The organism is Enterococcus sp. HMSC061C05, assembly GCF_001814765.1.
Taxonomy (GTDB): Bacteria; Bacillota; Bacilli; order Lactobacillales; family Enterococcaceae; genus Enterococcus_B; species Enterococcus_B lactis.
This window is the reverse complement of the sequence record NZ_KV817745.1, coordinates 9,005-24,155: the sequence shown is the minus strand read 5'-3', so window position 1 is coordinate 24,155 and position 15,151 is coordinate 9,005. Positions and strand designations below refer to the sequence as shown.

Sequence of the window (15,151 nt, the reverse complement as noted above, 5' to 3'; positions counted from 1 at the left end):
AAAAACAAGCAGAAAGGATATGTGATAGTGGCTGATTTGGAAAATCCAAGAGGAAATATTGAACTGGATAACGAAAGAGAGGATGAGAAAGGAAGCATCTCCACTTCCAAGTCTAAAGCAGAAAATATTGTTTTAAATAGAAATGGTGAGAAATCATCAAAAACAAAAGTCTTCAAAACGAGTAGTGAGAAAAAGAAAAACATTCGGTTGAAGAAAAAAAACGGGAAAAAAGTAAAACTGATAACTTCGAATACGCGTAAAAAACGCCTTCGTGCCATGCTTCTCGAAAAAAGAATTGTCGCAGTGCGCAATCCAAAAATCGCGAAACAGCAAAAGTTATTTCGAAGAAGACAATTACTTTTAAAATCAAAAAAAGAGCTAAAGTTGGAAAATGCTCGCCAAACGAACCAACAACATATCATCCAACGGGAAAAACCGAATGAGCAGACTTATCGGAATAGTGTGATTTCTGATAAAAAAAGCACGCAGGCAACACAAACGATTATTCGTAAGCAAAAGTTCCGTAAACAAGCTTTACAAACAGACCTGTCATATAAAGGCTATGTCAGTGAGGCGCAAAAAGCTTCTTTGAAGCAAAATCAGACTAAAATCAACAGACAGTCCAAAACTGCTCAAACATATAAGAGAAAACATCAGCGTTCGACTCTCTCTGCTCAATCGAAGCAAACTGGTCAAACCAGCCAGAAATATAAGAGACAGTCTGGTCGAGCAAGCACATACAGTGTGAAAAATCTAAAACATAAAGTAGACCGTTCATTACAACGAAATATTTCGCCTAAAAATCGTTTTCGTTCACAGATAAAGGAATTAGTGATCGATAAGGTAGGACGAGATGGGGACGGCAACTTGAATTTAATCGGGTTATTGATTGCACTGTTTATTTTAGTACCGATATTGTTGAAACTGATTATCATCATAACCATCGTGGCAATAGTCATTACGGTCATCACTGTAATTATCACGATTTTCATGTTTATTGCTAGTTTATTCGTCGTGAAGACAGAAGATATGGCGTTGGAAGAAGCTTATCGCTATGTCACTCAACTAGATGCTCTTAAAAATAGAAATGTCTACAATGCTTACCAAAATTTGATCAATGACGAAGCATTCGATGAAGTATACTTCCATGTCAACGGTGTCCAATCTGATCCAGAAACATTTTTATACTCATCAAATGGCGACAGTTACTTATACTATTTGAATGCAAAATTCGAAGATTACGATATCGATGAATTAGCAATAGCGAAATATCGGGAAAGAATCGGGCAAAAAACTGGCCACTGGATTCCTTGGACTAGTCGAGGAACTATCTATGCCATATTCAAAGATGCCCCCCATCCATTGACGCAAGAACCAGTCCGTGTCAATCGAGTCAGAGATGAAATCCTTGCTATCCATGATATGGTCTATAACTACAGTACGCTTGCTGAACTAGGAAAAGAAATCGAAACAACAACAGTAACGATTGACGAAGAAACTGGGGAAGAGAAAGTCGAAGTCAAAAGAGAAACAAAAAATATCGTGACGATCAACATCAATATCCAGACATTAGGGGAAATGCTAGATTCAGACCCGGAAGTAGATGTCTATACCCTGCGAGGAATGTTCCCTTCCGATGATGACCCTTATTATGGTAGGGTATCTGCATTCGATGAAGAGGAAGTTGATAAATATTATCCAATCAGTGATTTAGATCGCTTTGAAAACAAAATCTTTTTACTTAATCCATTCGGGGCCACTCATTACGCAAGTGTAATCGAAAATTACGGATATCGTGGACGAAATCCAGACGATCAACATGTAGATATTGTCTTGGAAGCCGAGCCTGGCACACCTGTCTATGCGATGGGGGAAGAAACCATCGGTAGTATTTTAGGAGACGGAACTGGTTTACGCACGTGGGTTTATATCAATGAATTCTCATTTTATCTGCATTATCGAAATATCGATCTTGTACCTGGACTACGTTCAGGGCAGCGATTATCTGCAGGTGATCTTATTGGATATACTCGTTCTGATAATGGTGGTAATTTGCTTATGGATATGGAACTTTATCGTTTCTGGCACGCAGATCCGCCACTATATCCAGCAGTATATATCGATAATCTTTCTTTTGCTCATGAGACGAATCTCGGTTATTTCCGCAGTGGCGGAGGGTTGAGAGGGGAACTGATCAATCCACCAGCTTCTGTTACGAAATGGCGGGAGAAAGTGGCTGAAGAAACAAAGAAGAATGATATCGAAGGGTATGAAAATGCGATTTTATCCATTATCTGGGTAGAAACAGGCGGGAATGAGAAAGAATTTCCTGATATCATGCAAGCCAGTGAATCACAAGGAAGACCGCCAAATTCCATTAGGAGTCCAGAAGAATCCATCGAAGTTGGCGTACGTTATTTTGCTCGTCTTCTGAAAAAAGCACAGGAAAACCAGAAGAATGAGCGAGCTGCCGTCCAGGCATATAACTTTGGAGAAGGTTATTTAGATGACTTGATCCGAAGAAATAGTGATTACTCCTTTGATGACAGCAGAATCTTTGCCCGAGATAAAAGTAATGGAAAAACCGTTCCGTATCACAATCCTACTGCGTTGCTGTTTGGTTATACGTGGCGATATGATTATGGAAATATGTTTTATGCGCAACTTGTAACGAATAATATCATGGTCGAGAGTGGACGGATGGTAGAAATAGCTAGAGAAGAGTTAGGGAATTTGAATGGTGATAAATATTGGCGCTGGTTTGGTTTTGAAAATCGTGCAGAATGGTCTGCGATGTTCGTTTCATGGGTAGCAGATCAAGCAGGTTACATCAGTCAAAATAAAGTATTGAAGACGCCAAATGTATTAGCGATGAGAGACTGGTTCTACGAAAATGAAAAATTCAAACGTCATGATGAAGAGTATTTACCACAATCTGGTGATCTTATTTTCTTTGATTGGTCAGGTGGAAGAACTGGCAAGGATTTTGTCGGAATTGTGGAATATGCAGGGGGCGGAATGGTCCAAGTCATCGAAGGAAATTCCGACAATCGAGTAAGAAGAAGAACCTATGCTTTAGATAGCATAGCTATCTCGGGGTATGGAACCCCATAATCTTATTTTTAGGAAAGGTGCGAAGATGCTTAAAAATTTTTTAGAGACAAAAGCTGGAAGAAACATCATTATAAGTATAGCTGTTCTAATCGTGGCAGTAATTACTCTTGTCACTTATTCACTGATGAGTGGAAAACCAAAGGAAACAGCCCAAGCAAATGATAAGACAGAACAAACTCAAGAAAGCAAAGAAACGATCGGACGTTATAACGGAACAATCTACAGCGGAACATGGTATTCGAACCGTTCGGATGATATGTATATCGAGTTAGATGCAGATGGAACTTACTGGGCTTCTTCCTGGATTCCTAAAGGCGAATACTACCTCAAGGACCAAAATATTATGGTTTTAGAAGCAGAAGATGGAAAAACAAAGGAGTTCCAGTTACAAACACGGATGGGTAGCACAGTGATGTATCTGAAAGAAGGAGAAGAAGAGATCTTCTTATATCCGAATGAAGACATCAAACAAAAAATGGAATCAGAAAATGCAGAACAAATCGAAGCGGCTGAAAAAGCAGTGAACCAAATGTGGTCTGATATCCTGACGCAAGGTCACTGGGAGAACAAAAATTCAGATCGAACATTCAAGCTGGAATTCAAAGATGGAGAATATATTCAAACGAAAATCGAAGGTGATGATCAGGAAACGGAGACATTCCAATATACCATAACAGGAATAGTTACGGAACAAAGCGGAGCTACTGTTTCATTAAGCCGAACAGACGGAAATGATAGAAAACAAGATATTAATTTTAAGATAACAGAAGAAGGGTCAAAATATATCTTGGCAGGACCAGTAGGGACCTTCAAGTGGAACTCTTACTATGAAAAAAAATATGACGATGTCACACTAACGCAAGATGGGGCAACACGCGACGATTTGCCCGAACGGACGATAGAGACAACAGATGAAGAAGGGAACAAGGTCATTATCACAGAAAGAGATGTGACGAACTGATGGATGGAAATAATGCTTCGAAAGATAAAGAAGTAGAACTCACGGAAAGAGGGTTTCTCTATCTCGCTAAAAGCACTCCCCGTATTTTATTATTTGCCGTGAAGTCTCTATATAGAATTGGAAGAGGAACGATCAATCTTGTGAGAAAGAAAAGTTTTCGCGAGACTATTAAAAGCCTGCCTCGTGTTCCAATAGTTATGTTTAAACTTTTATATAACGCTAGAACAAGAAGCATCAATTTTGTGGAAAAGATGCGGGGGAAACAAAAAGAAGTCAAACAAGAGAACAAAAAAAATGTAGCAGTCCAAAAAGAGAGCCAGACCAAAAGTCAGAAATTACAGGGCAAAACGGTGGGATTATCTGAAAAAGCACATCAAGCAGCTAGGCCCACACTTAAAATCAATGCTAAAAGAGGAATGGCTAGACCTAGAAAAGTCAAAACGCCAGAAATTACTGTGAACCGGAATATCGAAACCAGAGAATTAGGATCGGCATCGCAAAAATCAGGTACAAAAGCAGAGAGAAATGAACGAACAAGAAGCAACAAAGCTGCTAGATCTCGGGGACGAAGCCAACAAATGCAAAGCAATCGTATTGCTCCAACTCGGAAACGTCAACGTTCATTAAGTGAGATTACAGCTTCCGCAACTAAGGTAGCCAAACAAATGAATGAAAAAGTGCTTAATGAGAAAAAAATTTCAGCACCGTCACTATCTAGATAAGAGAAACAATCGAAAAAGCTTAGGAAGAACGAGATCTCCATCTCTTCCTAAGCATTTTCTAAATCAAGCGTATAACAGTTTGTATCTCAAGAACAATAGACAAATGAAACAAGACGCAATGGTCAACAGCGCATGACTTGATTTAGTGAATAAAGCGGAGGTTCATGATGGATAAACGAGAAAAGGCTTATTTACGCAGCAGCAAGAAAGCACTGAATAATCACTTTACTTATATTTTGGATAACGTCAAAAAAATAGAAAAAACGTTAAACAAACAACAGAAGGAAATGACGAAAAGAATGATTGATCCTCCTAAAAAGCAAGTGTTGCTTGATGAATATAATCAAACAAAAGAAACTTATAGGGTATGGAATCAAAGATTAGCAGATGTCGAAGAACAGATTCTAGATGTAAGAAAGCTATTGAATGACAAAAATGATTATCAGTATAAAAGCAAGACGATGAAAAGAAAAGGATATGTGGTGGGCACAGCCAAATCATATTTAAGTCATAACGTTGAACGATCAATGAATGATATCCGGAAGACAACAAATTTTGGGATTGAATTATACAAGCAACAAGTGAATAAAGAACGCCCGCCTAGTAATTTTCAAATCACGTTAGAAGACATTATTAAAGCTAGAGCAGCCCTTAAAAGTACCCCAAATAATCCTAGAGAAAATCAAGTCATAAAAAAAAACGGTTGTCGGTAAAACAGCAAAGCCAACAGGTAGGCTTAATAAAACAAAAAGCGAGGTCTGAAAAAATGCCTAATAAAAAGGACGTAAAAAAAGAAAAAGAATTGCTGAACGAGAAATTCAAAAGTGTTTGTGAAGACTGGCAATCAATATACAAAGAACTGATTAAGGGACAAAAAGAAATACAGAAGGAAGGGGTAGCTCTAGAAAATCCTGAGTACAGAAACGAATTTAAAAAAGCTTTTCAATCTAACGAATATAAAAATGGGATGTCGATTTATAATCAATCTGTAAAGCTAATTAAAGATTATCAGAACAATTTGATTGATTATGGAAAAATTTGTCATCAAATGCATGATCTTGAGCAACAAATATATGGAAAAAGAAAAGAAATCAAGGATAAACCAAGTTATATAAAAAGCAGTAAAACATTTAAACGGTTGAACTATAAAGAAGGATTTGCTGTAAAAGCTTTAAAAAACAGTTATAAAAAATTTTACCCTAACGAAGTATCATCTGTTATCAGAACGATCAAAGATCTTGCTGATACTGCAAATGTCAAGTTACACCTTCGCAATGAACAAGAAATGTCTCAAGCGTTGAACAATTTATTGCCAGCTGTGCGTAGAAAAGGAGAGATTATTACAGATAGCCCAACAACCTTAACAGCTAAATTAAAAGGAATTAACCAGAGCGCTAAGCTAATATCTCAAAAGCCATCAGTTCAAGAAAATTCTCGTCAAGTTCGCTGATATGAATCAAAAAAATAAGGGGCTGTGACAAAAGTCTTGTCACAGCCCTTATTTCCGAATAAACGGTGTTCCAGAAGTAGCTTCTTCGGAAATAAGCCAAAATTTCACAAAAATTTGAGAAGCAATTTTCGTAAACTCCTTCTTATTTCTTGAAGCTGACTACTTCTGTCACAACCTCTTCAAGTCGTTAAATGGCTTGTACAACGATCGTTAGTAATAAACCCAATACATAGCTAGCATTGAATAAGACCATATTTTTGATGGAATAGCTGAAACTGATAGGTTGGGGTAATGTTTGCTTGAATTGATCTAAATGCTTCTTCACAATTGGAAAAGTCAAGAAGGTGACTAAGATCGGCCATTCATAGATACCACTCAACAATCCCATCAAAATCACAAAATAGCAAGCATACATCAATAGCTGGAATAAGACTGTTCCTGCTGGGCGTCCGATATAAAAAACCAGTGTATAGCGATGATTTTCAATATCGCGGTCAAGATCTCGCAAATTATTAGCTAACATGATATTGGCAATCGTAAACACCAGGGGTAAAGAGGCTAAGACAATTGCTGCTATAGCCCAAAGGTTTCCTACCAAAGCAAATTGCCCGGATGAAAAGTTGATCGTCAGATCATAGACATCCGAACCGAATGTATTGACATAAACGACCATGGCAAAAATCCCAAGTCCCATAGTCACCCCGCTGAAGATTTCCCCTAAAGGCATTCGAGACAAGGGAATGGGACCGAATGTATAGAATACTCCGATAAAACAACAGATAAATCCCATCAAAAGCAAAAGCCAACCCGTATTGATCGTTAAAATAATGCCAATAACAAAAACAAATGCGATCATCGCTAAAATCATGTTTCGGATCAATACAGGGGATAGATTTCTGCGACCAATGACGTTTTCTTCATACTTATATACTTCAGAATGAGCTTTTTCATAATCCATGTAATTATTGATCGCGGTAGTCGCTAAATCAAAAACTAGCATCCCAATAAAAAATAAAAAAGTGTTTAGCCAATGTATCTCGTGAAAAAAAGCGATAGAGAATAATACCCCTACCGCAAAAGGAAATACACTAGCCACCTTTGTTCGTATTTCAACTACTTCTAAAAAGATTTTTAGTGTCATGGTTCGTGCTCCTTATTTTAATTCAGAACGGTCACCCATCGTGTAATGGGAATCCTCAGATAATTTGAAAGTGTCTTTAATTGGATCGGTCACATATACTTTATCATCTTTCGTTACGAAGATTGCTTCCGTCCCATTGTTCAATTCGCTTTCGACATATTCCAGACCTTTTTTCACACCCATTGAAAAGACTGCTGTAGACAGACCGTCACCATCGATCGATTTATCTGTTATGATCGTGACACTTGCGATATCGTTGTCGAACGGGTAACCCGTTTTTGGATCGAACAAATGATGGTATTTTTTGCCATCTACTTCTAAATAGCGCTCGTAAATTCCAGAAGTAACTAACGTTTTGTTCCGTTCTTTGATAGAACCTAGAACAGAGCCACGAGCCATATTCGGATCTTGGATGCCAACTGTCCAGTCTTGATTTTCGCCTCTTGGGCTGTGTCCTAAGACATAGACATTCCCACCTAAGTCAACGATAGCAGTAGTCACACCTTGTTTTTTCAAGACTTTTACTACTTCGTCCGTAATGTAGCCTTTGGCGATTGCACCTAAGTCGATGATCATCCCTTTTTCTTTTAGATAGACCGTTTTTTCTTTGTCATTTAGTTCGATCTTATGATAATCCACTAATTTCAATGCCTGATCGATTTCTTCTTGTGAAGGTTTTCTGGCGTCATCAAAACCGATTCGCCATAATTGAGTGATCGCACCAATTGCCATATCGAATCCGCCTTGAGAATCTTGGCTGTATTCATAGGCTCGTTTGACTAACGTGTAGACGTCGTCAGAAACTTTTACTGGTTTGATACCAGCTTGTTCATTCACTTCATCGATCTCGGAACCTTTTTGATTGATCGTGATTTTATCACCAAGTTCTTTTACTCGATCAAAGGCAGGTTTCAATGCTGATTCTTTGCCTTCATCATACACACGGATACGAACGTAAGTCCCTAACAAGAACTGTTCATCAGAGTACGGATCTTTTAAGATCTTGGTAGATGCTGAACTTTCAGTGGTTGTATTTTTTGCTGAGTTAGTGCAGCCAGTTAGCACCATAAAAGAGATGCTCAGTGTGATTAAGGAAAATAGTAGTTTTTTCCGCATTGTTTTCCTCTCTTCATTTTGAAAGGTGAGACGACTGCCTAACCTGGCTATCGTCCCACCCTCCAACTTTTATTCGTATGATTATGTGATTATTTTTCTGTTACGATATTATCTACTTCGATTGTTTGAGTGTCGCCTTTTTCAGCTGCATTCACTAATTGTTGTGCATACATGATGAATGAATGTGAGCTGTGTGTAGCTCCTGTAACAACTTCTACATCAGCTGGTGAGCCGTCTTCTTCACCCATTGCTTTGACGAATTCATCGTTAAGAGTAGGGATGTAAGTTTTTGGTTCTGTCCCGCTTTTGGCTTTCATGTTTTCATTGTATTCTGTATCATCTTGTTTTGATTTGCCGTCTTTGTCGATATAATCAAAGTTTGATTCAGTTACTTTGCCGCCAGCAACTGTCATTTCGAATTGCACACGGTAGCCGTTAGAGTAGTTCTTTTCTTCTAGCTTGTAAGTGCCGTCTTTCAAATCAGCACCATTGTCGATTTCGATTGTATCTGTGTTACCAGCTTGAGCAGCTTGGATCAATTGTTGTGCGTAGTTTTGGAAGCTTTCAGATGAGTGAGTAGCTCCAGTTACGACTTCCACACCGCTTGCGCTTTGTGCTTTTAAGAATTGGTCATTCAACTCAGGAATGTATTTTTCTGGATTTGTGCCAGATTTAGCTTCCATGTTTTTGTTGTATTCTGCATCTTTTGTTTTTGATTCGCCGTTTTCATTGACGTTATCATATTTTGATTCAGTGATTTTGCCGTCTTTTACAACCATTTCAAAGACTGCGCGGTAACCATTTGAATAATTTTTTTCTTCTAATTTATATGTGCCGTCTTGCAAGTCTCCGCCAGCAACAACTTTTGCAGATGATTCTGTTGTGCTTTTTGCAGTCGAAGATTGTGCTGTAGATGATTCAGAAGAAGAATTTGAACTTCCGTTGTCATCTGCGCCGCAAGCGCCTAACACTAGAGCTGAAAATGCTAACACGGCAAATCCAGTTACAAAACGTTTTTTCTTCATTTTAATACCCCACCATTCCATTTTTAGTCCACAATTTTTCTTTGTGATTCATTATACATTCTAATCTTTTTAGCCTATAAGTCAACTATTTTCGATAAATAACCCATGTAATATTTCAAACGTTTTCTTTCAGCAAATTTCGTGAAAAAACGCTTTATTTTAAAATTTGAAAAAAATCCAAAAGGAGTTAGACAAAAGAACAGAACATCTATATAATATATGGAGATTGTGTAATAAGTATCAAACTAAAAGAATTATCATATATTCATTATATAGATAGTCTATAAGGAGCGGATGATCAATGGCAAAGCAAAATATTGTCGTTGTAGGAGCAGGATATGCCGGTGTTTCAGCTACAAAATACTTGGCAAAGAAACTGAAAAAAGAAGATGTAGCAATTACTCTGATCGATCGTCATTCGTACCATACTATGATGACCGAGTTGCATGAAGTAGCTGGCGGACGTGTAGAACCAGAAGCAATCCAATACGATCTGCAGCATTTGTTTGCTCGTCAAAAGAATGTACAGCTTGTCACAGACACTGTAGTCGGTATCGATAAAGAACAGAAAATCGTCAAGACCAAATTAGGTTCCTATCCTTTTGATCAGCTGATCCTTGGAATGGGCGGAGAGCCGAATGACTTTGGTACACCTGGTGTCAAAGCACACGGATTCACTCTTTGGTCATTTGAAGACTCTGTAAGGATTCGTGAACATATTGAGAAAACAGTAGCAAAAGCTGCATTGGAACCAAATGATGAGTTGCGTAAAGCCATGCTGACTTTCGTTGTCTGTGGTTCTGGGTTTACCGGTATTGAAATGATTGGGGAACTGATCGACTGGAAAAATCGCTTAGCCAAAGATTATAAGTTGGATCCAAACGAGATCACACTGATGGTCGTAGAGGCAATGCCAACGATCTTGAATATGTTAGACCGAAATGATGCTGCAAAAGCTGAACGCTATTTGCGTAAGCACAATGTAGAATTATTATTGAACGCACCAATCGTAGAAGTGGCTGCGGATCATATCAAGCTGAAGGACGGACGCAATATTCCGACTCACACACTGATTTGGACAGCTGGTGTTAAAGGAACTTCTGACGCTGCTGACTTTGGATTAGAAGCAGCACGCGGACAGCGGTTGATCGCCAATGAATACATGCAGGCAAAAGGCTACGAAGATAAAAACATCTATATCATCGGTGATTTAGTCTTTTATGAAGAGTTTCCAGGAACACCGACACCGCAGATCGTCCAAGCTGCTGAACAAACAGGACACACAGCCGCAGCGAATATCGTGGCTTCGATCAAAGGCGGAGAAAAGCATAAATTTAAAGGAAACTATCAAGGATTTATGGTTTCTATTGGTGCCAAATGGGGGGTAGCTAACCTATTTGACAAGATCCATCTAAGCGGATTTTTAGCTATCGTAATGAAACATATCGTGAATTTGAAATACTTCTTTGATATTCGTTCTGGTTATTATATGTTCCAATATTTAATGCATGAGTTTTTCCATATCAAAGACGATCGCAACGTGACTCGAGGACATTCTTCTCGTTACGGCAACGTCTTATGGAGTGTGCCACTTCGTATTTTCTATGGTTTAGTTTGGTTCGTTGAAGCTTCTAAAAAAATCATTGGGAATGGTGAAGTGTTCAAACCAAGTACATGGTTTGGTGAAGGATCATGGTTCACTGGAAACAGCGTATTCCCTTGGACATGGGAATATAATGTAACAGATGTTGCCAGTGGTGCTTCTGCTGCTGGAGACGCAACGACAGCTGCTAGCGGAGCAGGGGCAAGTGCCGGAGAAGCAGCGACTCATGCTGCACATTTCGGTTTGAGTTATGCATACGGAGAAGAACCAATGGCTGTGATTGAGAAGTCACCAGACTGGTTCACAAAGATCATGCAAGTGATCATGCCAAATAATGATGTAGCAATGTTCTTCCAGAAATTCATGGTATTCTTTGAAATTGCCTTGGCATTAGCATTGATTGCTGGATTATTCACATGGCTATGCAGTGCGACAACGATCGTATTAGTGATCACGTTCTGTTTATCAGGTATGTTTTACTGGGTAAACATTTGGTTCATTTTTGTTGCTTTCGCATTGATGAACGGTTCCGGTCGTGCGATTGGTTTGGATCGCTGGGTGATTCCATGGCTACAACGTACACTAGGCAATTGGTGGTACGGTAGACCAAGTGCCCAATACGGCAAGAAATAAATAGATAAAAATAAATGAACAACGTTACTTGAATGCAAGATTTCAATAGAAAGGGGCTGAGGCAAACCGTCGCAGCCTCCTTTTTATGTAAAATAAAGGAATAAGATGCCCGAGATAAGCCACCACGCTTAAAGCAAGACGCAGGTGTCACAACCTCTGATAAACGGTATTCCAGAAGTAGCTTCTTCGGAAATAAGACGAAATTTCACAAAAATTTGAGAAGCAATTTTCATAAATTCCTTCTTATTTCTTGAAGCTGCCCACTTCTGACACAACCTCTTGATATAAACGGTGTTCCACCTGCTGCTTCTCGGTAATAAGTCCAAAGAATCAGAAAACATGGAAAGCTGTTTCCTACTCTTCGTTCTTATTACTCAAAGCAAGTCACAGGTGTCACAACCTCTTGTTTTTATGCTAAAATTGGGTGAGTTAATCTGGAAAAAGGAGAACAAAAATGAGCCTTAAAGAATTTGCTGAAAAAAGTCTGCTCAAACCTTGGGATGTTTTTATAATTTTTCTTTTGACTGTTCTTTCTTTTTTACCAGTCATGATTTTTGGTCTTCAGCAAAACACCGCAACAGCAGAAAAAGAAGCGGTACTGCGTGTGGATGGCACAGAAATCAAAACATTCCCTTTGATGGCTGGAGAAAAGAGCTACACATATACTTACAAAGATAAACACGGAGATTATAACTTGATCGAGATAGATGGCGATCGAGTACGGATAAAAGAAGCAGATTGCGATGACCAGATCTGCGTACGTCGAGGCTGGGCAACGAAAAATGGCGAAACCATTGTTTGTTTACCACATAAATTAGTGATCGAGGTCCGATCAACAGATGGGGGTGACGAAGACAGTCTGATTTATTAGACCTTCACACACCATGAGCAAATTACAAAAAATGATTTATATTTCGCTACTTGTTGCACAAGGAGTGATCATTGGCTTACTGGAAAATATGATCCCTTATCCTTTTGCTTTTGCGCCTGGGGCAAAACTGGGATTAGCCAACCTGATCACGATCGTTGCGATTTTTACCATGAAAAAACGGGACAGCTTCTTGTTATTGTGGCTGCGACTATTTCTGACTACCTTGCTAGGTGGAACGATTTCTACGTTCCTTTATAGTATGAGCGGTGCGCTGCTTAGTTATTTTGGGATGTTATTGGTCAAGCAATTAGGTCCCAAACGTGTCAGTATCATCGGAATCAGTGCGGCCGGCGGGTTCATGCATAATGTCGGTCAGCTTTTGATGGCCTCTTTCATTGCGCAATCATGGACAGTCATGCTGTACTTGCCAGTCCTTTCCGTTTTAGGAATCTTGTCAGGAATCGCTATCGGGATCGCGGCGAATTATCTTTTACGACATGTGCAGACACTGCAACGATTCCAAAAAGATTATGAGCAGGGAACCAAACAACAATGGAGCCCGATGTTTACTAAAAAATAATCGTCACACAAGGAGTTTTTTTATGAAGCTACATCCAATGTGGGAAAACTATCCTGCTTTAAGTAAAGAATTGACAGAAACACTAAAACGGATGGAAGAAACTGTCCGTCTGAAAAACAAACCTGTCGAACAAGCAATCAAAGAAACGATCCATGCCGGCGGAAAACTGTTGCGACCTGCCTATCAGTTACTGTTCTCACAATTTGGACCAGAGCAAGACCGGGACAAAGCCATCGCTTTGGCAGCTTCCATCGAAATGCTCCATACGGCCACACTGATTCATGATGATATCGTTGATGAAGCAGATCTGCGGCGTGGTCAGCCTAATATCCGTAGTCAGTTTGGGAATGTCGTTTCTGTCTATGCAGGAGATTATTTATTCGTCTGCTGTTTTAAACTATTGTCTGATTACTCGACTTCCCTGAAAAGTCTTCAATTGAATTCTCGCAGTATGGAAAAAGTATTGAACGGCGAATTAGGGCAGATGGATGATCGCTATAATTATGAACTTTCTGTAAAAGAATATTTGGAGAATATCTCAGGTAAGACAGCTGAATTGTTCCAACTAAGTTGTTCTGTTGGCGCTTTTGAAAGTGGAACAAGCGAGCGTTTCGCAAAAAAAGCAGGAGATATCGGACTTTCTATCGGGATGGCCTTCCAGATTATCGATGATATTTTGGATTATACAAAAGAGAGTCAGGAAATCGGGAAACCTGTACTAGAAGACATGCGTCAAGGAGTCTATTCTTTGCCATTGATCTATTCTTTGCAAAAAAACAAACAGAGTTTACTGCCTTATTTAGAGAAGAAAACGGAAATGACAGAAAAAGATGTTGAAGCCGTACGCAAAATCGTTGAACGTACAGGAGGTGTGGGAGAAGCTAAGAAATTAGCAGCAGCCTACACCGAAAAGGCGTTGAAAGAAATCAAGAAATTACCTGACACCTCTCTTCGAACGAGAGAAAACCTTTTTTCCCTTACTCAATTGATTCTAGACCGCAAAGACTGAATAGAATTTGGTGCAACACGTGGATAAATTCCTAAGGATGAAATCTGCGTGTTTTGGATCACTTGAAATGGATTTTTTGATGTTAACAAGCAAAAATAAAGAGCAACGTCGCTAACTGACGTTGCCCTTTATTTTTTATCTCGGATCATTTTTTTATCTTTTCGACTTCTTATGACTCATGAAAGTGATTCTTAAACCGATTACAAGTAATATAACGCCTGCGACTGTTATCCAATTATTTGATTGACTTCCAGTTTTAGGAAGTACTTTTTTTGATTTGTTTAAATGATCATCGCTTGTTTTATTAGTTAAGTTGACGTTCGTCTTGTTATCCGAACTTGTTCTTGGGAAAGAGACACTTGCATGACGACTATCACTTGTGATAAATGTTGTATCTGCCGTATCGGTACTGTCACTTATTGTTCGAGTAGTATCTGAGCTATCGCTTGTAGTCGTTGTACCTGTACCATCACTTGATGTGGTAGTTGTCGTATCTGTATTGTCGCTTGAATCTGCCGTATCGGTACTGTCACTTGAAGTGGTAGTAGAATCCGTGCTATCGCTTGAAGTCGTTGTATCAGTACTATCACTTGTTGTTCGAGTTGTATCCGTGCTATCACTTGAAGTTGTTGTGTCAGTACTATTACTTGTGGTAGTTGGATCTGTGCTATCGCTTGAAGCAGTTGTGTCGGTACTATCACTTGTGGTAGTAGTATCTGTGCTATCGCTTGAAGTCGTTGTATCAGTACTATCACTTGTTGTTCGAGTTGTATCTGTACTATCGGTTGTAGTCGTTGTGTCGGTACTATCACTTGTTGTAGTTGTATCTGTGCTGTCACTTGTAGTCGTTGTGTCTGTGCTATCGTTTGAAGTGGTAGTTGTATCTGTACTATCGCTTGTAGTCGTTGTGTCGGTACTATCACTTG

Annotated in this window: 13 protein-coding genes; 9 read left to right on the top strand and 4 right to left on the bottom strand. The window is 39.1% G+C overall.

Annotated features, from left to right (window positions below):
- Nucleotides 1–27: 27 nt before the first annotated feature.
- The 5 genes from HMPREF2988_RS08160 to HMPREF2988_RS08140 all read left to right on the top strand — a co-directional run bounded on the left by HMPREF2988_RS08160 (nt 28) and on the right by HMPREF2988_RS08140 (nt 6,247).
- Nucleotides 28–3,114, top strand: a complete 3,087-nt coding sequence (locus HMPREF2988_RS08160; RefSeq protein ID WP_180363526.1) for a lysozyme family protein — start codon at nt 28–30, stop codon at nt 3,112–3,114.
- A 25-nt stretch (nt 3,115–3,139) separates the two neighbouring features.
- Nucleotides 3,140–4,075 (top strand): hypothetical protein, encoded by a 936-nt coding sequence (locus HMPREF2988_RS08155; RefSeq protein ID WP_070770389.1) that lies wholly within the window; start codon nt 3,140–3,142, stop codon nt 4,073–4,075.
- Nucleotides 4,075–4,797, top strand: coding sequence for a hypothetical protein (locus tag HMPREF2988_RS08150; protein WP_070770388.1), 723 nt, complete (start codon nt 4,075–4,077; stop codon nt 4,795–4,797). The genes HMPREF2988_RS08155 and HMPREF2988_RS08150 overlap by 1 nt, the downstream gene beginning before the upstream one ends.
- Nucleotides 4,798–4,964: 167 nt before the next feature.
- Nucleotides 4,965–5,510, top strand: coding sequence for a hypothetical protein (locus HMPREF2988_RS08145; RefSeq protein ID WP_257243315.1), 546 nt, complete (start codon nt 4,965–4,967; stop codon nt 5,508–5,510).
- Nucleotides 5,511–5,563: 53 nt separating this feature from the next.
- Entirely contained in the window at nt 5,564–6,247 is a 684-nt protein-coding gene (locus HMPREF2988_RS08140; RefSeq protein WP_257243314.1) for a hypothetical protein, read from the top strand.
- Nucleotides 6,248–6,434: 187 nt separating this feature from the next.
- Here the strand turns inward: HMPREF2988_RS08140 and menA are convergent, their stop codons facing one another.
- The 3 genes from menA to pplA all read right to left on the bottom strand — a co-directional run bounded on the left by menA (nt 6,435) and on the right by pplA (nt 9,529).
- Nucleotides 6,435–7,388: a 1,4-dihydroxy-2-naphthoate polyprenyltransferase gene (gene menA, locus HMPREF2988_RS08135; RefSeq protein ID WP_002315803.1), complete on the bottom strand. Its 954-nt coding sequence runs from the start codon at nt 7,386–7,388 to the stop codon at nt 6,435–6,437.
- A 12-nt stretch (nt 7,389–7,400) separates the two neighbouring features.
- On the bottom strand, nt 7,401–8,504 hold the full coding sequence (locus HMPREF2988_RS08130; protein ID WP_024634761.1) for an FAD:protein FMN transferase: 1,104 nt from the start codon (nt 8,502–8,504) through the stop codon (nt 7,401–7,403).
- Between the two features lie 89 nt (nt 8,505–8,593).
- Entirely contained in the window at nt 8,594–9,529 is a 936-nt protein-coding gene (gene pplA / locus HMPREF2988_RS08125; protein ID WP_002307821.1) for an extracellular electron transfer flavoprotein PplA, read from the bottom strand.
- A gap of 301 nt (nt 9,530–9,830) precedes the next feature.
- Here pplA and HMPREF2988_RS08120 point away from each other — a divergent pair, with 301 nt between their 5' ends.
- The 4 genes from HMPREF2988_RS08120 (at nt 9,831) to HMPREF2988_RS08105 (ending at nt 14,225) form a co-directional block, all read left to right on the top strand.
- Nucleotides 9,831–11,765, top strand: a complete 1,935-nt coding sequence (locus tag HMPREF2988_RS08120) for an NAD(P)/FAD-dependent oxidoreductase (RefSeq protein WP_002315805.1) — start codon at nt 9,831–9,833, stop codon at nt 11,763–11,765.
- A 454-nt stretch (nt 11,766–12,219) separates the two neighbouring features.
- The gene (locus HMPREF2988_RS08115) at nt 12,220–12,636 is read left to right on the top strand and encodes a NusG domain II-containing protein (RefSeq protein WP_002315806.1); all 417 of its coding nucleotides are present in this window, start codon (nt 12,220–12,222) and stop codon (nt 12,634–12,636) included.
- Between the two features lie 13 nt (nt 12,637–12,649).
- On the top strand, nt 12,650–13,216 hold the full coding sequence (locus tag HMPREF2988_RS08110; RefSeq protein WP_042957083.1) for a Gx transporter family protein: 567 nt from the start codon (nt 12,650–12,652) through the stop codon (nt 13,214–13,216).
- A 22-nt stretch (nt 13,217–13,238) separates the two neighbouring features.
- Nucleotides 13,239–14,225, top strand: a complete 987-nt coding sequence (locus tag HMPREF2988_RS08105) for a polyprenyl synthetase family protein (protein WP_024634764.1) — start codon at nt 13,239–13,241, stop codon at nt 14,223–14,225.
- Nucleotides 14,226–14,378: 153 nt separating this feature from the next.
- Here HMPREF2988_RS08105 and HMPREF2988_RS13900 read toward each other — a convergent pair.
- Nucleotides 14,379–15,151 (bottom strand): LPXTG cell wall anchor domain-containing protein (locus tag HMPREF2988_RS13900; protein ID WP_257243313.1); only part of this gene is annotated, 773 nt, incomplete at its 5' end.

Coding starts and splice junctions, on each gene's coding strand:
- HMPREF2988_RS08155 (WP_070770389.1), top strand. CDS start 3,140: ATGCTTAAAAATTTTTTAGAGACAAAAGCTGGAAGAAACATCATTATA.
- HMPREF2988_RS08150 (WP_070770388.1), top strand. CDS start 4,075: ATGGATGGAAATAATGCTTCGAAAGATAAAGAAGTAGAACTCACGGAA.
- HMPREF2988_RS08145 (WP_257243315.1), top strand. CDS start 4,965: ATGGATAAACGAGAAAAGGCTTATTTACGCAGCAGCAAGAAAGCACTG.
- HMPREF2988_RS08140 (WP_257243314.1), top strand. CDS start 5,564: ATGCCTAATAAAAAGGACGTAAAAAAAGAAAAAGAATTGCTGAACGAG.
- menA (WP_002315803.1), bottom strand. CDS start 7,388: ATGACACTAAAAATCTTTTTAGAAGTAGTTGAAATACGAACAAAGGTG.
- HMPREF2988_RS08130 (WP_024634761.1), bottom strand. CDS start 8,504: ATGCGGAAAAAACTACTATTTTCCTTAATCACACTGAGCATCTCTTTT.
- pplA (WP_002307821.1), bottom strand. CDS start 9,529: ATGAAGAAAAAACGTTTTGTAACTGGATTTGCCGTGTTAGCATTTTCA.
- HMPREF2988_RS08120 (WP_002315805.1), top strand. CDS start 9,831: ATGGCAAAGCAAAATATTGTCGTTGTAGGAGCAGGATATGCCGGTGTT.
- HMPREF2988_RS08115 (WP_002315806.1), top strand. CDS start 12,220: ATGAGCCTTAAAGAATTTGCTGAAAAAAGTCTGCTCAAACCTTGGGAT.
- HMPREF2988_RS08110 (WP_042957083.1), top strand. CDS start 12,650: ATGAGCAAATTACAAAAAATGATTTATATTTCGCTACTTGTTGCACAA.
- HMPREF2988_RS08105 (WP_024634764.1), top strand. CDS start 13,239: ATGAAGCTACATCCAATGTGGGAAAACTATCCTGCTTTAAGTAAAGAA.